The organism is Micromonospora terminaliae, assembly GCF_009671205.1.
Lineage (GTDB): Bacteria > Actinomycetota > Actinomycetes > Mycobacteriales > Micromonosporaceae > Micromonospora > Micromonospora terminaliae.
In genome coordinates this window covers 1044758-1063104 of record NZ_CP045309.1, presented here as the reverse complement: position 1 = coordinate 1063104, position 18347 = coordinate 1044758, and the positions used below count along the sequence as shown (strand labels likewise).

Annotated in this window: 17 protein-coding genes; 9 read left to right on the top strand and 8 right to left on the bottom strand. The window is 73.0% G+C overall.

Features of this window, described 5'->3' with window-relative positions:
- Positions 1 to 21 precede the first annotated feature (21 nt).
- A complete protein-coding gene (locus GCE86_RS04815; protein WP_154225806.1) occupies positions 22 to 675 on the bottom strand; it encodes a TetR/AcrR family transcriptional regulator in 654 nt (217 codons plus the stop codon).
- A gap of 223 nt (positions 676 to 898) precedes the next feature.
- Here GCE86_RS04815 and GCE86_RS04810 point away from each other — a divergent pair, with 223 nt between their 5' ends.
- Positions 899 to 2071 (top strand): acyl-CoA dehydrogenase family protein, encoded by a 1173-nt coding sequence (locus GCE86_RS04810; protein ID WP_154225805.1) that lies wholly within the window; start codon positions 899 to 901, stop codon positions 2069 to 2071.
- A gap of 49 nt (positions 2072 to 2120) precedes the next feature.
- Here GCE86_RS04810 and GCE86_RS04805 read toward each other — a convergent pair whose 3' ends face one another.
- Positions 2121 to 3158: an aminotransferase class V-fold PLP-dependent enzyme gene (locus tag GCE86_RS04805; protein ID WP_154225804.1), complete on the bottom strand. Its 1038-nt coding sequence runs from the start codon at positions 3156 to 3158 to the stop codon at positions 2121 to 2123.
- Between the two features lie 110 nt (positions 3159 to 3268).
- Positions 3269 to 4651: a cation:dicarboxylate symporter family transporter gene (locus tag GCE86_RS04800; RefSeq protein ID WP_154225803.1), complete on the bottom strand. Its 1383-nt coding sequence runs from the start codon at positions 4649 to 4651 to the stop codon at positions 3269 to 3271.
- Between the two features lie 134 nt (positions 4652 to 4785).
- Between GCE86_RS04800 and GCE86_RS04795 the strand changes: the two genes are divergently transcribed.
- The 3 genes from GCE86_RS04795 to GCE86_RS04785 all read left to right on the top strand — a co-directional run bounded on the left by GCE86_RS04795 (position 4786) and on the right by GCE86_RS04785 (position 7455).
- Positions 4786 to 6372, top strand: a complete 1587-nt coding sequence (locus tag GCE86_RS04795) for an ATP-binding protein (RefSeq protein WP_154225802.1) — start codon at positions 4786 to 4788, stop codon at positions 6370 to 6372.
- Complete coding sequence (locus GCE86_RS04790; RefSeq protein ID WP_154225801.1) at positions 6369 to 7049, top strand: response regulator; 681 nt, start codon at positions 6369 to 6371, stop codon at positions 7047 to 7049. The genes GCE86_RS04795 and GCE86_RS04790 overlap by 4 nt, the downstream gene beginning before the upstream one ends.
- Positions 7050 to 7113: 64 nt before the next feature.
- A complete protein-coding gene (locus tag GCE86_RS04785) occupies positions 7114 to 7455 on the top strand; it encodes an NIPSNAP family protein (protein WP_154225800.1) in 342 nt (113 codons plus the stop codon).
- A gap of 25 nt (positions 7456 to 7480) precedes the next feature.
- Here the strand turns inward: GCE86_RS04785 and GCE86_RS04780 are convergent, their stop codons facing one another.
- Together GCE86_RS04780 and dnaE are read right to left on the bottom strand one after the other, a co-directional pair.
- Positions 7481 to 7858, bottom strand: a complete 378-nt coding sequence (locus tag GCE86_RS04780) for a VOC family protein (protein WP_154225799.1) — start codon at positions 7856 to 7858, stop codon at positions 7481 to 7483.
- 340 nt (positions 7859 to 8198) lie between these two features.
- Positions 8199 to 11732, bottom strand: a complete 3534-nt coding sequence (dnaE, locus tag GCE86_RS04775; protein ID WP_154225798.1) for a DNA polymerase III subunit alpha — start codon at positions 11730 to 11732, stop codon at positions 8199 to 8201.
- A 182-nt stretch (positions 11733 to 11914) separates the two neighbouring features.
- Between dnaE and GCE86_RS04770 the strand changes: the two genes are divergently transcribed.
- Positions 11915 to 12256 carry a PadR family transcriptional regulator gene (locus GCE86_RS04770; protein ID WP_154225797.1) on the top strand — a complete coding sequence of 114 codons (342 nt, stop codon included), beginning with the start codon at positions 11915 to 11917 and terminating at the stop codon, positions 12254 to 12256.
- Positions 12253 to 13200, top strand: a complete 948-nt coding sequence (locus tag GCE86_RS04765) for a permease prefix domain 1-containing protein (RefSeq protein ID WP_154225796.1) — start codon at positions 12253 to 12255, stop codon at positions 13198 to 13200. Before GCE86_RS04770 ends, GCE86_RS04765 begins: the two co-directional genes overlap by 4 nt.
- 53 nt (positions 13201 to 13253) lie before the next feature.
- Here GCE86_RS04765 and GCE86_RS04760 read toward each other — a convergent pair whose 3' ends face one another.
- The gene (locus tag GCE86_RS04760; protein ID WP_154225795.1) at positions 13254 to 13823 is read right to left on the bottom strand and encodes a GNAT family N-acetyltransferase; all 570 of its coding nucleotides are present in this window, start codon (positions 13821 to 13823) and stop codon (positions 13254 to 13256) included.
- Between the two features lie 153 nt (positions 13824 to 13976).
- Between GCE86_RS04760 and GCE86_RS04755 the strand changes: the two genes are divergently transcribed.
- Both GCE86_RS04755 and GCE86_RS04750 read left to right on the top strand, forming a co-directional pair.
- Positions 13977 to 14516 (top strand): RNA polymerase sigma factor, encoded by a 540-nt coding sequence (locus tag GCE86_RS04755; RefSeq protein WP_154225794.1) that lies wholly within the window; start codon positions 13977 to 13979, stop codon positions 14514 to 14516.
- Positions 14509 to 15045, top strand: coding sequence for a hypothetical protein (locus GCE86_RS04750; protein ID WP_154225793.1), 537 nt, complete (start codon positions 14509 to 14511; stop codon positions 15043 to 15045). The genes GCE86_RS04755 and GCE86_RS04750 overlap by 8 nt, the downstream gene beginning before the upstream one ends.
- Positions 15046 to 15054: 9 nt before the next feature.
- On the opposite strand, the gene GCE86_RS04745 is transcribed toward GCE86_RS04750, so the two are convergent.
- Positions 15055 to 16509: a serine/threonine-protein kinase gene (locus GCE86_RS04745; protein ID WP_154225792.1), complete on the bottom strand. Its 1455-nt coding sequence runs from the start codon at positions 16507 to 16509 to the stop codon at positions 15055 to 15057.
- A gap of 192 nt (positions 16510 to 16701) precedes the next feature.
- On the opposite strand from GCE86_RS04745, the gene GCE86_RS04740 reads away from it, so the two are divergent.
- Positions 16702 to 17295 carry a hypothetical protein gene (locus GCE86_RS04740; RefSeq protein ID WP_154225791.1) on the top strand — a complete coding sequence of 198 codons (594 nt, stop codon included), beginning with the start codon at positions 16702 to 16704 and terminating at the stop codon, positions 17293 to 17295.
- 67 nt (positions 17296 to 17362) lie between these two features.
- Here GCE86_RS04740 and GCE86_RS04735 read toward each other — a convergent pair whose 3' ends face one another.
- Entirely contained in the window at positions 17363 to 18112 is a 750-nt protein-coding gene (locus GCE86_RS04735) for a YebC/PmpR family DNA-binding transcriptional regulator (protein ID WP_154225790.1), read from the bottom strand.
- Positions 18113 to 18347: the final 235 nt, after the last annotated feature.

Here is an 18347-nt window from a genome sequence, read left to right as displayed (position 1 = left end):
CTAGCAGTGGGAGTTTTGACGCTACCCCGGACCGGTGCCGCCTTCCAGAGGGGTGACGGTCCGGGCGTACTCGGCGGCGAGACCGTCCAGCAACGCGTCCAGGCCGAGGGTGAACGCGCCCTCGTCGACGCTGCGCTGGTGGCCGCGGAGGCGGTGCGCCTGCGTGAGGTGCGGGTGTGCCGCGTAGAGCTCCGGGTCCTCGACGAAGCCGCGGGCGAACGAGCCGAGCGCCGAGCCGGCCACGAAGTAGCGCAGCGCGGCGCCGATGTGGGTGGCCCGGGCCGGCGGCCAGCCCGCCCGGACCAGGGCGCCGTAGACGGCGTCGGCCATGGCCAGCGCGGCCGGCCGGCGGCCCGGCCCCTGTGCCAGGTACGGGACGATGTTCGGGTGGACGGCCAGGGCCTGCCGGTAGGACCGGGCCCAGCGGCGCAGCGCCTCGACCCAGTCGTACCGGTCGAAGACGCTGACGTCGACGGACGCCGTGACGCTGTCGGCCACCGCGTCGAGGATCTCGTCCTTGGTGGCGAAGTGGTTGTAGAGCGAGGGGCCCTGCACGTTCAGCGCGGCGGCCAGCCGGCGGGTGGAGAACGCGCCGAGACCGTCGGCGTCGATCAGCGCGAGCGCGGTTTCGACGATCCGCTCGCGGTTCAGCAGGGCCTGGCGGGGACGGGGCACGGTCAGGCCACCCACGCCGGGCCGCCGTGCGCCCCTCGCCGGTCGAATACCGCCACGCCGCCTCCCCGTTGGAACACCTGCGCACGCACCCTAACCGGGGCGGGGCCGCCGAACCTCACCGCGACGGCCGGCGGAAGGGTCTGGACGGATTAAAACTTACACCGCTAGTTTAAGAGCGACCGCCGCCGTCCGCGACGGTCGCCACGCCGACCGAGGGAGCAACGTGGACTTCGCACTGTCCGACGAGGAACGGGCCGTCCGGGACACCGTGCGCGCCTTCGTCACCCGCGAGGTGCAGCCGCTGGAGCAGGAGGTGCTGCGCCGCGAGCGCGCCCACCAGCCCGGCCTGGACCGTTCCGAGCTGCGCGAGTTGCAGCTCAAGGCGAAGAAGTTCGGCTTCTGGGGCCTGGCCACCCCCGAGGAGTACGGCGGGATGGACCTGCCCGCCGTGCTCCAGTCGCTGATCTGGACCGAGCTGGGCCGCACCTTCGTGCCGTTCCGCTTCGGCGGCGAAGCGGACAACATCCTGTTCCACGCCAGCGAGGCGCAGAAGCGGGAGTTCCTCGTCCCCACCATCGAGGGGGAACGGATCTCCTGCTTCGCGATCACGGAGCCGGGCGCCGGCTCGGACGCCGCGAACATCAAGCTGCGCGCCCGCCGCGACGGCGACGACTGGGTCCTCGACGGCGAGAAGACGTTCATCACCAACGGCAACGACGCCGACTTCGCCATCGTGGTGGCGGTGACCGACCCGGAGAAGGGCGCCCGCAACGGCGGCGCGACCGCGTTCCTGGTGGACCGGGCGATGGGCTGGCGGTCGGAGTTCATCCAGACCATGGGCGAGGGCGGCCCGGCGTCGCTGATCTTCGACGGCGTCCGCGTGCCGCACCGCAACATCCTCGGCGAGATCGGGCAGGGCTTCACGCTGGGCATGGAGTGGATCGGAAAGGGCCGCTACACGATCCCCTCGCACGCCATCGGCATCGCCGAACGGGCCCTGCAGATGGCCATCGACCACGCCAACACCCGGGAGACCTTCGGCGCGAAGATCGGCACCAACCAGGCGATCCAGTGGATGATCGCCGACTCGGAGACCGAACTGGAGGCGGCCCGCTGGCTGGTGCTGAAGTCGGCCTGGACCGTCGACCAGGGCCTGGATCCGCGGCACGCCTCGTCGATGGGCAAGCTCTACGGCGCCGGCATGGTCAACCGGGTGGTCGACCGGGTGCTCCAGATCCACGGCGGCATGGGCTACACCCGGGAACTGCCGATCGAGCGCTGGTACCGGCAGGTCCGGCTGTACCGGATCTTCGAGGGCACCGACGAGATGCAGCGGCTCATCATCTCGCGCGACCTGCTGCGTGGCTACACGAAGATCGGCGGCCACCTGGCCTGAGGCGGCGGGTGGCTCCCGCCCGGTCCCGGGGCGGGAGCCACCCCCGGCCTCAGCCGCTGAGCGCCGTCAGGGCCAGGTCGACGTCGTCCTCGGTGGTGTAGAGGTGGAACGCGGCCCGGACCCGCCCGGCGCGGACGGCCGCCCGCACCCCGGCCCGGGCCAGCTTCTCCTGCGCGTCCGGCACCTCGACGACGACGATCGCGCTGTCGCCGGGCGCGCGGCCCAGCCCGGTGAGGAACCGATTGGCCAGCGCCACGTCGTGGGCGTGCACGGCGGGCAGCCCGATCTCGGCGAGCAGTTCGAGTGCCGGGGCCGCGCCGACGTAGCTGAACCAGGCCGGCGAGATGTCGAAGCGCCGGGCGTCGTCGGCCAGGCGCAGCGGCGGGCCGTAGTAGGACGACTGCGGGTCCCGGCCCGCGTACCAGCCGGCCGCGTCCGGCCGCAGCCGCTCGCGCAGCGCGGGGGCCAGGTACGCGAAGGCCGCGCCGCGCGGGGCCATGAGCCACTTGTACGCCGCCACCGCGACCACGTCGGCCAGTCCGGCGTCGAAGGGCAGCCAGCCGGCGGCCTGGGTGGCGTCGACCGCGACGAGGGCGCCGTGCGCGCGGGCCGCCGCGACGATCGTCTCGTACGGGGCGACGGTGCCGTCCGAGGACTGCACGAGGCTGAACGCGACGAGGTCGGTGCCGCCGTCGATCGCGTCGACCAGGCCGGCGAGCGGGACGGTCCGGACCCGCACGCCCCGCTCCTCCTGGACGAGCCAGGGAAAGAGGTTGGACGTGAACTCCTCCTCGGGGACGACCACCGTCGCGCCGGCCGGCAGGGCCGCGGCCACCGGGGCGAGCAGTTGCGAGGCCGTGCTGCCGATCGCCACGTCCGCCGGGTCCACCCCGAACAGGCGGGCGAGGGCAGAGCGGGACCGGCCCACCGACTCGCCCCAGCCCTCGAAGGAGACCCGCCCGGCCCGCCAGTCGGCCTGCACGTCCTGCAGCGCCGTCCAGGCCGGGTCGGGCGGCAGCCCGTAGGTGGCGGTGTTCAGCCAGCCGGGGTCCGGCTGCCACAGCTTCTGCGCCTGCTCCAGATCCATGCCGCCGACGCTAGTGATCGTGGCCGGGCGACGGGACGGCCAATTCCCGCCTCGTGGTCCCACCGGCCGGCCCGCCGGACGGGGTCCGGCGGGCCGGGTGGGCGGTCGGCTCAGGCCGGCGCGTCGGCCAGGGCGCCCGGACGCCCGGCCGGCTCGGCGCCGTCGTCGTCCGGCTCGTCGTCGTCGAGCATGGTCGTCTCGTCGAACGGGCGCTGCCCGCTGAGCACCGCCTGGGCCTGGGCCCGGTCGAACTCGCCGGTCCAGGTGCCGACCAGCACGGTGGCCACCGCGTTGCCGGCGAAGTTGGTCAGTGCCCGGGCCTCGGACATGAAGCGGTCGATGCCGACGATCAGACCGACCCCGTCGACCAGGTCCGGCCGGTGCGACTGGAGGCCGCCGGCCAGGGTGGCCAGGCCCGCGCCGGTGACTCCGGCGGCGCCCTTCGAGGCGATGATCATGAAGGCCAGCAGGCCGATCTGCTCGCCGACCGCCATCGGCTTGCCGAGCGCGTCGGCGATGAACAGCGCGGCCATCGTCAGGTAGATGGCCGTGCCGTCGAGGTTGAAGGAGTAGCCGGTGGGGACGGTGATGCCGACCACCGGCTTGCTGACGCCGAAGTGCTCCATCTTGGCGATCAGGCGGGGCAGCGCCGACTCCGACGACGAGGTGGACAGGATCAGCAGGAACTCCCGGCCCAGGTAGCGCAGCAGGCCGAAGATCGAGACACCCGAGACCAGCCGCAGCAGCGCGCCGAGCACCACGATCACGAAGATCAGGCAGGTGGCGTAGAAGCCGAGCATGATCTGGGCCAGGCTGGTCAGCGCGTCGACGCCGGTCGCGCCCACCACTGCGGCGATCGCGCCGAACGCGCCGATCGGGGCCACCCACATGATCATCGCGAGCACCTTGAAGACCAGGCGCTGGATGACCTCCACGGCCCGCAGCACCGGCTCGCCGCGCCGGCCCATGGCCTGCACGGCGAAGCCGACCAGCAGGGCGACGAGCAGCGTCTGGAGCACCGAGCCCTCGGTCAGCGCGGAGAACAGCGAGGTGGGGATGACGCCGAGCAGGAACTCGACGGTGTCGCCGCTCTCGCCGCCGGCGGCGGACTTGCCCGCGTCGGCCACCTCCGGGCCGAGGTTCAGACCCGAGCCGGGGTGGATGATGTTGCCGACCACCAGGCCGATGGCGAGCGCCACCGTCGACATGAGCAGGAAGTAGCCGAGCGCGAGGCCGCCGACCTTGCCGACCCGAGCGGCCTGCCGGACGGACCCGACGCCCAGGACGATCGTGCAGAAGATGACCGGGCTGATCATCATCTTGATCAGGTTGACGAAGCCGGTGCCGAGCGGCTTCAACTCCTTGCCGACCTCGGGCGCGGCGAGGCCGACCACGATGCCGGCGACGACGGCCACGATGACCGCCAGGTAGAGGTATCGGGTCCGGTCCCGGCGGGCGGGCCGGGCGGGGGTGGATGTGGTGGTGGTGTCCATGCCCACAATGTGAGGCCCATCTCACCACCGGGCACGCTTGCGTTCATTCTGTTCATCCGCGCAGCGCACGGCCGAAACGGCACCGGCCCGGTGCGCCAGACTTGCCGGCGACCGGCGGTGGGGAGGAGGGGAACGTGGCCCGACGGCAGTGGAGCATCGCGGGGCAGCTCTTCGCCCTCCAGGCGGTGGTGGTGACGCTGCTCGTGCTGGCCGGGGCGGCGGGCGCCGTCTGGCTGGCCCGCAGCGACTCCCACCAGGCCGCCGAGGACGAGGTGCTGGCCGTGGCGCAGGCCGTGGCCGGCTCCCCCAACGTCCACGCGGCCCTCACCGGCGCCGACCCGTCGGCCACCCTCCAGCCGTACGCGGAGGCCACCCGGGTCGCCACCGGAACGGACTTCGTGGTGGTGATGGCACCGGACCGGACCCGCTACTCGCACCCGAACCCGAAGCTCATCGGGCAGCCGTTCATCGGCGACATCGGCCCGGCGCTCGCGGGCGACCCCTTCACGGTCACCAACGTCGGCACGCTCGGCGAGTCGGTGCGCGCGGTCGTCCCCGTGTACGACGGCGAGCACCGGCTCATCGGGCTGGTGTCGGTGGGCATCACGACCAAGGCGATCAACCGGAAGCTGCTCGCCCAGGTGCCGGTACTGCTCGGCGCCGCCGCGCCCGCCCTGGCCCTCGCGGCGACCGGGTCCTGGCTGCTCAGCCGCCGGCTCCGCCGGCAGACCCACGGCCTCGGGCCGAGCCAGATGACCCGGATGTACGAGTACTACGACGCGGTCCTGCACTCCGTCCGGGAGGGGTTGCTGGTGCTCACCCGGGACCGCCGGGTCGCGCTGGTCAACGACGAGGGCCGGCGGCTGCTCGGGCTGGCCGACGACGCGGCCGTGACCGACCGGCCGGTCACCGGGATCGACCTGCCCCCGGCGGTGGCCGAGCTGCTCGACTCGGGCCGGGACGCGCACGACGAGCCGGTCCTGGCCGGCGACCGGGTGCTGGTGGCCAACCAGCGGACCACCCGGTTCGAGGGCGCCGTGCTCGGCACCGTGCTGACCCTGCGCGACCAGACCGAGCTGCGCAACCTCGCCAGCGAGCTGGACTCGGTGCGGGCCCTCACCGAGGCGCTGCAGGCGCAGACCCACGAGTCGGCGAACCGGCTGCACACCGTGCTCACCCTCGTGGAGCTGGGCCGCACCGACGAGGCCGTCCGGCTGGCCACCCGCGACCTGGCGCTCGCCCAGCAGCTCACCGACCAGGTGGTCGGGGCGGTGACCGAACCGGCGCTGGCCGCCCTGCTGCTCGGCAAGTCGGCCCGGGCCGGCGAGCGCGGCGTGGACCTGGTGATCGACCCGGACTGCCGGCTCGACGACAGCCCGCTGCCCACGACCGACCTGCTCACCGTGGTCGGCAACCTGGTCGACAACGCCCTGGAGGCGGTCGCCGGCACCCCGCCGCCGCGCCGCGTGCGGATCTTCGTCGGTACGGCCGACGCCGAGCTGGTGGTCCGCGTCGGCGACAGCGGCCCCGGGCTGGACCCGGACCGGGTGGCGGACGCGTTCCGGCGCGGCTGGTCCACCAAGAGCGCCGGCCGGGGGCTCGGCCTGGCGCTGGTCGGGCAGGTGGTCCGCCGCCACGGCGGAACGGCGGAGGTCGTCCGCACCGACGACGGGGAGACCGTGTTCACCGTCCGGCTGCCGGTGGCGGGGGCGGCCCGGTGAACGACGTCCGGGTGCTCGTGGTGGAGGACGAGCCTCTGCTGGCCGAGGCGCACAAGGCGTACACCGAGCGGGTGCCCGGCTTCGTGGTGGTCGGCGTGGTGCACACGGCGCGGGACGCGATGGCCGCGCTGCGCCGCCGCGGCGGCGCGGACGTCGACCTGGTCCTGCTCGACTTCCGGCTGCCCGACCTGCACGGCCTCGACGTGTGCCGGGCTCTGCGGGCGGCGGGCAGCGACGTGGACGTGCTCGCGGTGACCTCGGCGCGGGACCTCGCGGTCGTCCGCACCGCGGTGTCCCTCGGGGTGACCCACTACCTGCTCAAGCCGTTCACCTTCGCGGCCTTCCGCGACAAGCTGGAGCGCTACGCGGAATACCGGCGGCAGGCCCTGGCCGACGGCGAGGTGGCCGCCCAGCACGAGGTGGACCGGATGTTCGCCACCCTGCGCGGCGCGGACCGGCACACCCTGCCCAAGGGCCTCGACGAGCAGACCCTGCACACCGTGCTGGCCGCCCTCGGCGACGGCGGGCTCTCCGCCACCGAGGTCGGCCACCGTACCGGGATCTCCCGGGTGACCGCCCGGCGCTACCTGGAGTACCTGGTGTCCGCCGACCGCGTCGTCCGGGCGCCCCGCTACGGCACCCCCGGCCGCCCCGAGGTCGAGTACCGGCCGGTCTGAGGCGGGTGGCCCACGTCGTGCGGGACGGCTAGCGTCAGGCTCGCAGCCGCTCCGGAGGTCGTCGATGATTCTCGAGATCCGAACCTACCGCCTGAAGCCCGGCACGATCGACGAGTTCGTCCGGGTCATGCGGGAGGAGGCCGCGCCGCTGCTCGGCCGCTTCGGCATCCGGGTGGTGGCCGCCGGGGCGTCCCTGGTCCGTGAGGACGGCCACGAGGAGGCGTACCTGATCCGGGGCTTCCCCTCCCTGGCGGTGCGGGACGCGCAGGAGGAGGCCTTCTACGGCAGCGACGCCTGGCACGACGGCCCCCGCGACGCGATCCTGTCGCGCATCGAGAGCTACCACACCGTGGTGCTGGAGACCTCCGACGCCGCCGCGGACGTCCTCGGCGGCCACCGGCTCTGAGCCGCCCGTAGCAGGCCGCGTCCGGTCAGTGGCGGACAAGGCAGAACGGATGCCCGGCGGGGTCGGCATAGATGCGCCAGACTTGTCCACCCGCTCGATCGTCCAAGACCGTTGCTCCCAGGGCCAGCACCTGTTCCTGGGCACGGTCCAGGTCCGCGACGCCGAAGTCCAGGTGGAACTGCTGGGGCCGGGTCGGGTCGGGCCACCGCGGCGGCTGGTAGTCCACCGCGCGTTGAAAGGCCAGGACGAGACCGGACGACGTATGCAACGTCGCCCAGTCGTCGCTGAGCGCCCATCGCCGATCCCGCTGGTTGACGGCACCGCCGAGGAGCGCCTGGTAGAACTCGGCGAGTTCCGCCGGATGGGAGCAGTCCAGCACGACGCACTGCAGGCCAGCGATCATGAGCCGATCCTAGGGGCCGTGCGTGCCGGGCCGCGGCGACGCAGCAGCCGGCGCAGCCGACCGGGTCGGGTCCCCATCACCGACGCGCGCGCCCGGGCGCGGCGGCCGGAGTCAGGCGGCGACGGGTGCCAGGAGTCGACGGACGATGGCGGTGGCGAGCGCGATCAGCGCGGCGCTGAGGACGTTCACGGCGACGGCGACGAGTACCTGACTCACGGGAGGCTCCTGGGTTCTGCGGGCGGCGCGCCGGGTGGCGCGCCGCCGCCGAACCTAGGGCTTCCAGGTGAAGTCGGAGTTTACTCTGCGTTATATCCGCTGGTCGCGGCCTTCCGTTACTCGGTCAGCTCACGTTGGCCGGGCCGAGGACGCTCTTCAGGTCGCCCATCAGCGCGGTGGTGGCCGCCACCCGGAACGGGCCCAGGCGCAGCGTGGTGACCTTGCCGCCGTTGAGCAGCTTGACGTGCACCTCGGTGTCGCCCGGGTGCAGCACGAGCGTCTCCTTGAGCTTCTCGACCAGCGGCGGCGTGCAGCGGTGCACCGGGATGGTGAGGGTGACCGGCTTGTTCGCCGGGTTGCTGCTGATGTCGGGCATCTGCATGTCCATCGCCATGATCCGCGGCGTGTCGTCGCGGCGGTCCACCCGGCCCTTCACCACGACGATGGCGTCCTCGGCGATGTACTGCCCGATCACCTCGTAGGTGTTCGGGAAGAACAGCGTCTCCACCCCGCCGGCCAGGTCCTCCAGGGTGGCCGACGCCCAGGCCCGGCCCTGCTTGGTGACCCGGCGCTGCACCCCGGAGAGGATGCCGGCCAGGGTGACCACGGCGCCGTCGGGCACGCTGCCCTCCTCGGAGAGCGCCGTGATGGTCGTGTCGGCCGCCGCGCCGAGCACGTGCTCCAGCCCGAAGAGCGGGTGGTCGGACACGTACAGGCCGAGCATCTCGCGCTCGAAGGCGAGCTTGTCCCGCTTGTCCCACTCCCCCTCGCCGATGACCGGCATGACCGTGGTGCTGCCGCCGGTGTCCACGTCGCCGAAGCCGGCGCCGAACAGGTCGTACTGGCCGACGGCCTCCTTGCGCTTGACGTCGGCATACGCGTCGATGGCGTCGGCGTGCACGGCGAGCAGGCCCTTGCGGCTGTGGCCCAGCGAGTCGAAGGCGCCCGCCTTGATCAGCGATTCGATGGTCTTCTTGTTGCAGGCGACCGCGTCCACCTTGGACAGGAAGTCGTAGAAGTCGGCGTAGTCGCCCTTCTCCTCGCGGCACCGCATGATGGCGGCCACCACGTTGGCGCCGACGTTGCGCACGGCGGCCAGGCCGAACCGGATGTCCTCGCCGACCGGGGTGAACGGCCCGGCCGAGGTGTTGACGTCCGGCGGAAGGACCTGAATGCGCATCCGGCGGCACTCGGAGAGGTAGAGCGCCATCTTGTCCTTGTCGTCGCCCACGGAGGTGAGCAGCGCCGCCATGTACTCGGCCGGGTAGTGCGCCTTGAGGTACGCGGTCCAGTACGACACCAGGCCGTAGGCGGCGGAGTGCGCCTTGTTGAACGCGTAGCCGGCGAACGGGACGAGGACGTCCCACACCGCCTGGATGGCCTCGTCGGAGTAGCCGCGCTCGCGGCAGCCGTCCCGGAACGGGATGAACTCCTTGTCGAGGATCTCCTTCTTCTTCTTGCCCATCGCGCGGCGGAGCAGGTCGGCCTGGCCGAGGGTGTAGCCGGCGAGGATCTGCGCGGCGCGCTGCACCTGCTCCTGGTAGACGATCAGGCCGTAGGTGGGGGCGAGGATCTCGCGCAGCGGCTCCTCCAGCTCCGGGTGGATCGGCGTGATCTCCTGGAGGTTGTTCTTGCGCAGCGCGTAGTTGGTGTGCGAGTCCACGCCCATGGGGCCGGGCCGGTAGAGCGCCAGCACGGCGGAGATGTCCTCGAAGTTGTCGGGCTTCATGAGCCGCAGCAGCGAGCGCATGGGCCCGCCGTCGAGCTGGAAGACGCCCAGCGTGTCACCGCGCGCCAGCAGCTCGTAGGCCGCCTTGTCGTCCAGCGGCAGGCCCAGCAGGTCCAGCTCCTTGCCGTGGTTGAGCTGGATGTTCTTGACCGCGTCGTCGATGATCGTGAGGTTGCGCAGGCCGAGGAAGTCCATCTTCAGCAGCCCGAGCGACTCGCACGTCGGGTAGTCGAACTGCGTGATGATGACGCCGTCGGAGTCCCGCCGCATGAGCGGGATGTGCTCGATGATCGGCTCGGCGGACATGATGACGCCGGCGGCGTGCACGCCGGTCTGCCGGATCAGGCCCTCGATGCCCTTCGCCGTCTCGATGACCTTCTTGACGTCCGGGTCGGACTCGTAGAGGCCGCGGATCTCGCCCGCCTCCGCGTAGCGCGGGTGCTTCGGGTCGAAGATGCCGGACAGCGGGATGTCCTTGCCCATGACGGCCGGGGGCATGGCCTTGGTGATCCGGTCGCCCACCGCGTACGGGTAGCCGAGCACCCGCGCCGAGTCCTTGATCGCGGCCTTCGCCTTGATGGTGCCGAAGGTCGCGATCTGCGCGACCTTGTCCTCGCCCCACTTGTCGGTGACGTAGCGGATCACCTCACCGCGCCGGCGCTCGTCGAAGTCGATGTCGACGTCGGGCATCGAGATGCGCTCGGGGTTGAGGAACCGCTCGAAGATCAGGCCGTGCGGGATGGGGTCCAGGTCGGTGATGCCCAGGGCGTACGCGACCAGCGAGCCGGCGGCCGAGCCCCGGCCCGGGCCCACCGCGATGCCCTGGCTCTTCGCCCACTGGATGAAGTCGGCGACCACGAGGAAGTAGGACGGGAAGCCCATCTGGATGATGACGCCCAGCTCGTACTCCGCCTGGACGACGTGCCCCTCGGGGATGCCGTTCGGGTAGCGGCGGGCCAGACCGGCGAAGGTCTCCTTGCGGAACCAGGACTCCTCGGTCTCCCCCTCGGGGATCGGGAACCGCGGCATGAGGTTGTGGAACTCGAACATCCCGGCCGGGTCGACCTTCTCGGCCACCAGCAGGGTGTTGCGGCAGCCCTGCTGCCACAGCTCGGACGAGTCGACGGCGCGCATCTGCTCGGCCGACTTGACGAAGTATCCGCCGCCCTCGAACCGGAAGCGGTTGGGGTCGGCGACGTTGCTGCCGGTCTGTACGCAGAGCAGCACGTCGTGCGCCTCGGCCTGCGCCTCGTGGGTGTAGTGCGAGTCGTTGGTGACCACCGGCGGGATGTCGAGCTTGCGGGCGATCTCGGTGAGGCCGTCGCGGACCCGGCGCTCGATGTCGAGCCCGTGGTCCATGATCTCCAGGAAGTAGTTGTCCTTGCCGAAGATGTCCTGGTAGGCGGCGGCGACCTTGAGCGCCTCGTCGAACTGGCCGAGCCGCAGCCGGGTCTGCACGGCGCCCGAGGGGCAGCCGGTGGTGGCCATGATCCCCTCGGCGTGCTCGGCGATGAGCTCCATGTCCATGCGCGGCCACTTGACGTAGTGGCCCTCCATGGAGGCGCGCGAGTTGAGCTTGAAGAGGTTGTGCAGGCCGTCGCGGTTCGCCGCCCACATGGTCATGTGGGTGATGGCGCCATTGCCGGAGACGTCGTCGCTCTTCTGCTCGGGGCGGCCCCACTTGACCCGCTGCTTGTGGAAGCGCGACTCCGGCGCCACGTACGCCTCGACGCCGAGGATCGGCTTCACCCCGGCGGCCATGGCCTGCTTGTAGAAGTCGTTCGCGCCGTGCATGTTGCCGTGGTCGGTGATCGCCACCGCCGGCATGCCGAGCCGCGCGGCCTCGGCGAAGAGGTCCTTGAGCCGGGCCGCTCCGTCCAGCATCGAGTACTCGGTGTGTACGTGCAGATGCGCGAACGAATCGCCCATGCGTGGCGCCCCCCAGCTGTGGATCTTGGGCGGTCGGAACCGACCGGGACCCACCCTACCGAGGTCAACTCCGCGGCTCCACCGGCCGCGCCGACGGTGGCCGGCGTCTCCCCCACAGCGTTGTGCGCGGCACAATGCTGGTTGGTGGACAACAGTGTGTAGCACACAGTATCGTGTGACGCATGGTCGCCGACGAGATCCTCCGGACCCACCTCCAGGAACTACGTCGGGGCACGGTCGTGGTGGCGAGCCTGGTCGCCCTGCGCCGCCCCGACTACGGCTACGCACTGCTGCAACGGCTCACCGGCCACGGCTTCCCGGTGGACGCCAACACGCTCTACCCGCTGCTGCGCCGCCTCGAGGAACAGGGGCTGCTGACCAGCGAGTGGAACACCGAGGAGAGCCGACCGCGCAAGTTCTACCGGACCAGCGACGAGGGCGAGAGGCTGCTCCGGCGACTCCTCGACGACCTGGCCGCCGTCCAGACCTCTCTCACCAGCCTGATCGAAGGAGTGGAGCGATGAGCTCGCTGACCGACCGTTATCTCGCCGCCACCCTCCGAGCCGTGCCGGCCGCCCGGCGCCCCGAGATCGAGACCGAGCTGCGCGGCTCGATCGAGGACATGATCGACGGCCGCCGCGCCGACGGCCGGGACGCCGAGACCGCGGAACGCGAGGTCCTCACCGAACTGGGCAACCCTGCACAGCTGGCGGCCCGCTACGCCGACCGGCGGCTCCAGCTCATCGGCCCGACCTACTACCTGGCCTGGGAGCGGCTGATGAAGCTGCTGCTCAGCTTCGTCCCGGCCACCGTGGGGATCATCGTCGGCCTGCTGGAGGCCACCGACGGGAAGAACCCCGGCGGCGCGGTCGGCGCGGGCGTTGCCACCGCCCTGGAGGTCGCGGTCCAGATCGCCTTCTGGGTCACGCTGGTCTTCGCGGTCCTCGAGCGGACCAACACGTCGCTGCACCTGCCGGCGTGGACCGTCGACCAGCTCCCCGAGGTGCAGGCCAACCGGCAGATCACCCTCGTCGACGTCACCGCCGCGATCGGCTGGCTGGTGCTGGTCATCGCCTACCTGCCGATCCAGCACTTCCACTCGTTCGTGCCGAGCGGCGGCGGCAACCTGCCGATCCTCGACCCGGCGCTGTGGAGCTTCTGGCTGCCGTTCCTGATCGCCGTGCTCGTCGCCACCATCGGCCTGGAGATCGCCAAGTACCGGGCCGGGCGGTGGACGTGGCCGCTGGTCGCCGTGAACGCGGTGCTCGACCTGGCGTTCGCGGTGCCGGTGATCTGGCTGATGTCGACCGACCGGCTGCTCAACCCCGAGTTCGTCGGCCGCTTCGCGTGGCTCGGGCGCGAGGAGAACCTGACCACCGTCGCCACGATCGTGGTGGCCGGCACCGCCCTGGTCGTGGTGTGGGACATCGTCGACAGCGCGGTCAAGGCGTACCGCAACCGGCACTGATCGCGGCGAGCGGCCTGGCCCGGCACCCACGGGGGGTGCCGGGCCACGCCGGTTCAGGCCTCCGCGCGCTGGGCCCGCCACTCGCGGTCGAGCAGGGCGTACACGGCCTCGTCGGTCCACTCGCCCTTGACGAACTCGTTCTCCCTCAGGAGCGCCTCGCGGCGCATGCCGAGACGCTCCAGCACCCGGGCCGAGGCGGTGTTGCGGGCGTCCAGCCGGCCGACGATCCGGTGCAGCCCGAGGCCCTCGAAGCCGAGCCGCAGCAGCTCCCGGGCGCCCTCGGTGACGTACCCCCGGCCCGTGTGGTCGGGGTGGGCGACGTAGCCGATCTCACCCTGCCGGTGCTCCCCGCTGGTCCAGCTGAGGAGCACGTCGCCGACGAACTCACCGGTCTCCGCCACGACGAGGGCCAGGTTGAGCACGTCACCCGGCGCGCGGAGTCCGGTGCGCCGCACCATCCGGTCCACCGCCGCCCGCGCGGCGGCGTCGTCGTAGGGCTCGTGGTAGAGGAACCGGGTGACCTCCGGCCGGCCCCGGTAGTCGCGGATCACGGCCAGGTCGTCGGGGGTGAAGGCGCGCAGCAGCAGGCGGTCGGTGCGCAGCGGCAGGTCGGGAACGAGCATTCCGGCAGGGTACGGGCGCGCCGGCCGGCCGGTCAGCCGGGTTTCCTCACGGGCCGCCCGGGGTTGCGTCGGCTGCCGGACTCGTCCGGGCCCGCCGGGCGGCGGCGGGCATAGCCTGGAGACCCGGCCCACCGGCGAGCACTGGACGCGCTGATGCCTCTCCCTGACGGCACCGACGAGCTGGCCCGGTCGGCCGCGCGCGGCGACCGGAGGGCGCTCGACGCGCTGCTGGTGGCCGTACGGCCCGAAGTGCTGCGCCAGTGCGCCCGCCTGCTGCCCCACCGGCAGGACGCCGAGGAGGCCTGCCAGGACGCGCTGCTGGCGCTGGCCCGCGGGATCACCCGGTTCGAGGAGCGGTCGTCGTTCCACACCTGGCTCTACCGGCTCACCGCGAACCGGGCGCGCTCCACCTACCGGATGCTGCGCCGGCGCTGGCAGCTGGAGGCCGGCGGCGTGCCACTGCCTGACCCGCCCGATCCCCGGCGGACCAGCGTGGTGGCCGGCACCCGGCTGGACCTGCTCGACGCGCTCGACGCGGTCCCGGCCGACCTCGCCGAGGCGGTGACCCTGCGGGACGTGCTCGGCCTGAGCTACCGCGAGATCGCCGGCCTTCTCGACCTGCCCGAGGGAACCGTCAAGTCCCGGATCCACGAGGCCCGCCGGCAGGTCCGGCAGCGGCTGTCCGATGGCTGAGCCGCCACGCCGGGGCTTCCGGGCCGGCGCCCTCACCGCGCTTGCCGCCCTCGCCGTCCTCGGCGGGGTGCCGGGCTGCGCCGGCCGCCCCGTCTCGCCGTTGCCGGTCCGGCCACCGACCCCCGCGGCCAGCACCGTCGGCGCCGCCGCGCCGCCCACCTCCACCGCACCGGAAACGTCGACGGCCACGCCGCCGAGCCGCAGCCCCGCGCCGACCCGGAGCCGGACGCCCCGGGCGACCCCGCCGGCATCGGCCGCGCTGCCGAGCGCCTGCCTCGAGGCGGTGCGCTACGACCTGGTCCTCGCCGAGACCGAGCTGGCACTGCTGAAGTCGCTCTGTTTCGCCACCGGCGGGGTACTGCGGATCCGGGGCATCGGGCCGGGTCTGGTCACCGTGGACCGCGAGGACCTGGTGTCCCGGAGCTACGAGGCCGGCGTCGTGGACATCCGATTCGTGCGTACCGGCACCGTCGTGGTGACGATCCCGCAGGACGGCCGGACGTACCGGATCACCGTGGTGGTGGTCTGACCGGGCGGCCTACCCGACCCGCACCCCGGCGAGCAGGGCGTCGACGAAGTCCGTGCCGCTGCCCGGCGGCGGGGTGAGCTGCACGTAGAGCAGGCCGGCCGGGCCGGCCGCCCGCCCGGCGGCCTCGACGATCACCGGCCGGCCGGCGGGGCAGGCGAAGGCGGCGACGATCCAGTCGACGCCGCCCTGCCGGCTGCGCCGCACCGGCGCCGCGGCGCAGTCCGCGTGCGGGCGTTCGGCGAGGAAGCCCTCGGGCGTGGTGCGGCGGGCCGTGCCGGCGGAGAGTCCGACGAAGGCACCGGGCACCCCCGGGTCCGCCGCCCAGCGGCCCGGGTCCGGTGACACCACCAGGGCGGGTTCCAGTTCGCCGTCGTCGCCGTACTGCCCGGCCCAGCCGGTGCCGTCGGCCCGCCAGCCGGCCGGCAGGGCGACGGTGAGCGGCCCGCTGCGTCCCACGGCGCCGGCCGGGTCGCGGCCGGCGGCGTCGCCCGCGGTGCCGCCCAGGGCGACGAGCAGCACCGCGACCGCCGCCGAGGCGGCGAGCCGCCGCCGGGACGGCCGAGGGGCACCGCCACCGGGACCCACGGCGGAGGGCGCCACGGCGAGCCCGGCGAAGGTTGTCCCGGTGTGCGCGGCGGAGGTCGCTGCGGCCTGCCCGACGCGGGCGCTGGTCGCGGCGTGCCGGAGGGCGGCCCGGAACGCCGCCGCGTCCGGGTAGCGGTCGGCGGGCCGCACGGCGGTGGCGGTGCGGAGCACCGCGGCCACCCCCGGCGGCACGCCGGCTCGCAGTCGCGGCAGGCCCCTCCCGCCCCGCCGGTCGTCCCGGACGGGGGCCGCCGGGGCGTCGCCGAGCAGCCGGAGCCCGAGGCGGCCCAGCCCGAACACGTCCGCGCGGGTGTCGACGACGGCGAACGGGTCGTCCTGCTCCGGCGCCATGTAACCGGGAGTGCCCGCCCGGGCGGTCAGCCCGGAGGCGGCGGCGAGCGCCTTGGCCAGCCCCAGGTCGGCGACCAGCACCCGCTCGGCGCCGGACGCCGACCGGAAGAGGATGTTGCCCGGCGTGAGATCCCGGTGCACCACCCCGTGCCGGTGCAGCACGGCGACCCCCGCCGCGATCTCGTCGAGCAGCGTCACGGCCTCGGCAACCGGCAGCGGCCCCCGCACCAGCCGGTCCCGGAGGCTGCCGCCGTCCGCCCAGGCCAGCACGGCGTACGGGCGGCCGTCGGGCAGCTCACCCACGGCGTGCACCCGGACCAGGCGGTCGTGGTCCAGCCGGCGCAGCAGCCGCGCCTCGTCCAGAAAGCGTTCCCGCACCCGCAGGTCGTGGCTCCAGTTCTCGGCCAGCACCTTGATCGCCACCCGGCCGTCGAGCAGCGGGTCATGGGCGAGCCACACCGTGGCGAAGGAGCCCGCGCCGAGCAGCCGCTCCACCCGGTAGGCCCCGATCCGCGTCGGCGCGGTCATCACATCACCACCGCCGATCGTCACTCGGCCGCCGTTCCCTTGACGGTAGACGCCGTACCCGGCCGGCGGCTGTCCCGACGGCGTCGGCTCGCGGTCGCGCAGCGGGACGGTCGGCAACCCGACGGACCGAACCGAACCGGCCCGGCCGGAGACCAACAGAGCAGGAGAAGAGCCAACGGAAGGAGATCCGCCATGAACCGTCTCTCGTCCACCGTCCTCACCGGGTTGCTGGCCCTCGCCGCCGCCGTCCCGGTGACCGTCGCCGCGCCGGCCTCGGCCGCTGCGCCGGCGGTCGGTACGACCGCCGACCGGGCGCCGATGGCCGGCCGGCCGGCCGTCGCGACGGTCGAGGTGCTCGGCGTCCGCGGCGCCGGCCCGTACCGGATCGGGGCCCGGCTGGACCGGCTCGCGGCGGCCGGCCTCATCGACTGGACCGCGCCGGGCTGCGCCGGGGTGGTGGACGCCGGCGCCACCGGGGCCTGGGCCGGGGTGATCATGCTGGCCTTCCGCGACGGCCGGCTGGTGTCGGTGGGCACCGCCACCGTCCCGCCCCGCTCCCCGGCCGGCGCGTCGGTCGGCATGTCCTTCGCCGAACTGGAGCGCATCTACGGGCGGCGCGGGGCGCTGATCCGCAACGACGCGGGCGACGCCGAGGCGTACCTCGTGCGGCACGGGTCACGGGTCGAGCTGTTCACCGGCCACCCGATCCGCCCCGGTGTCGGCTGGTACGAGGCCGGGCTGGCCTCCCACGTCGAGCGGGCCTTCCGGCAGGGGCCGTCCTGCTGACCGGGCCGGAGACGACGTCGCGCCGGGCGACCAGGTCGCCCGGCGCGGCACGCGCTTGCGGTCGAGGTCAGCCGACGGCGGCCATGACCTCGTCGGAGACGTCGAAGTTGGCGTAGACGTTCTGCACGTCGTCGCAGTCCTCGAGGACGTCGATCAGCTTGAAGATCTTGCGCGCGCCCTCCTCGTCCAGCGGCACGTTGACGCTGGGGACGAGGGACGACTCGGCCGACTCGTACTCGATGCCGGCATCCTGCAGGGCGGTGCGGACCGGGATGAGGTCGGTCGGCTCGGAGACCACCTCGAACGCCTCACCGAGGTCGTTGACCTCCTCGGCGCCCGCGTCGAGCACGGCCATCATGACGTCGTCCTCGCTGGTGCCGGCCTTCGGGACGATCACGACGCCCTTGCGGGAGAACATGTACGACACCGAGCCTGCGTCGGCGAACGAGCCGCCGTTGCGGGTGAGCGCGGTGCGCACCTCGGTGGCGGCGCGGTTGCGGTTGTCGGTGAGGCACTCGATGAGCAGCGCGACGCCGTTCGGGCCGTAGCCCTCGTACATGATCGTCTGGTAGTCGGCGCCGCCGGCCTCCAGCCCGGAGCCCCGCTTGACCGCGCGGTCGATGTTGTCGTTCGGGACGGAGTTCTTCTTCGCCTTCTGGATGGCGTCGTAGAGGGTCGGGTTGCCGGCGGGGTCCCCGCCGCCGGTCCGGGCCGCGACCTCGACGTTCTTGATCAGCTTGGCGAACATCTTGCCGCGCTTGGCGTCGATGACGGCCTTCTTGTGCTTGGTGGTCGCCCACTTTGAGTGGCCGGACATCTCATACCTCCGTCTGTTGACTCACGCCTGCGTCGACTGTCCGCGCCCGCGCCGAACCGGGACCGCCGGGCGGTCGGCTGGGGGGCGGCGGCGGGCGGTGAGCCCTGCCGAACCGCCGCAATCCTACCGAGGTGGCGTCCCCGCATGTCACACCCGCACCCGGGGCGGGCCCGGGCGCCTCACCCGAGGAGACCGGAACCGTCCGGGCGGAATGCCGCAACCAGGAGGAAAGCGG

What these genes read in the sequence shown, in the direction of transcription:
- GCE86_RS04805 (WP_154225804.1), bottom strand. Translation starts at nt 3,158, where the DNA reads ATGGATCTGGAGCAGGCGCAGAAGCTGTGGCAGCCGGACCCCGGCTGG.
- GCE86_RS04800 (WP_154225803.1), bottom strand. Translation starts at nt 4,651, where the DNA reads ATGGACACCACCACCACATCCACCCCCGCCCGGCCCGCCCGCCGGGAC.
- GCE86_RS04785 (WP_154225800.1), top strand. Translation starts at nt 7,114, where the DNA reads ATGATTCTCGAGATCCGAACCTACCGCCTGAAGCCCGGCACGATCGAC.
- GCE86_RS04780 (WP_154225799.1), bottom strand. Translation starts at nt 7,858, where the DNA reads ATGATCGCTGGCCTGCAGTGCGTCGTGCTGGACTGCTCCCATCCGGCG.
- dnaE (WP_154225798.1), bottom strand. Translation starts at nt 11,732, where the DNA reads ATGGGCGATTCGTTCGCGCATCTGCACGTACACACCGAGTACTCGATG.
- GCE86_RS04770 (WP_154225797.1), top strand. Translation starts at nt 11,915, where the DNA reads ATGGTCGCCGACGAGATCCTCCGGACCCACCTCCAGGAACTACGTCGG.
- GCE86_RS04765 (WP_154225796.1), top strand. Translation starts at nt 12,253, where the DNA reads ATGAGCTCGCTGACCGACCGTTATCTCGCCGCCACCCTCCGAGCCGTG.
- GCE86_RS04760 (WP_154225795.1), bottom strand. Translation starts at nt 13,823, where the DNA reads ATGCTCGTTCCCGACCTGCCGCTGCGCACCGACCGCCTGCTGCTGCGC.
- GCE86_RS04755 (WP_154225794.1), top strand. Translation starts at nt 13,977, where the DNA reads ATGCCTCTCCCTGACGGCACCGACGAGCTGGCCCGGTCGGCCGCGCGC.
- GCE86_RS04750 (WP_154225793.1), top strand. Translation starts at nt 14,509, where the DNA reads ATGGCTGAGCCGCCACGCCGGGGCTTCCGGGCCGGCGCCCTCACCGCG.
- GCE86_RS04745 (WP_154225792.1), bottom strand. Translation starts at nt 16,509, where the DNA reads ATGACCGCGCCGACGCGGATCGGGGCCTACCGGGTGGAGCGGCTGCTC.
- GCE86_RS04740 (WP_154225791.1), top strand. Translation starts at nt 16,702, where the DNA reads ATGAACCGTCTCTCGTCCACCGTCCTCACCGGGTTGCTGGCCCTCGCC.
- GCE86_RS04735 (WP_154225790.1), bottom strand. Translation starts at nt 18,112, where the DNA reads ATGTCCGGCCACTCAAAGTGGGCGACCACCAAGCACAAGAAGGCCGTC.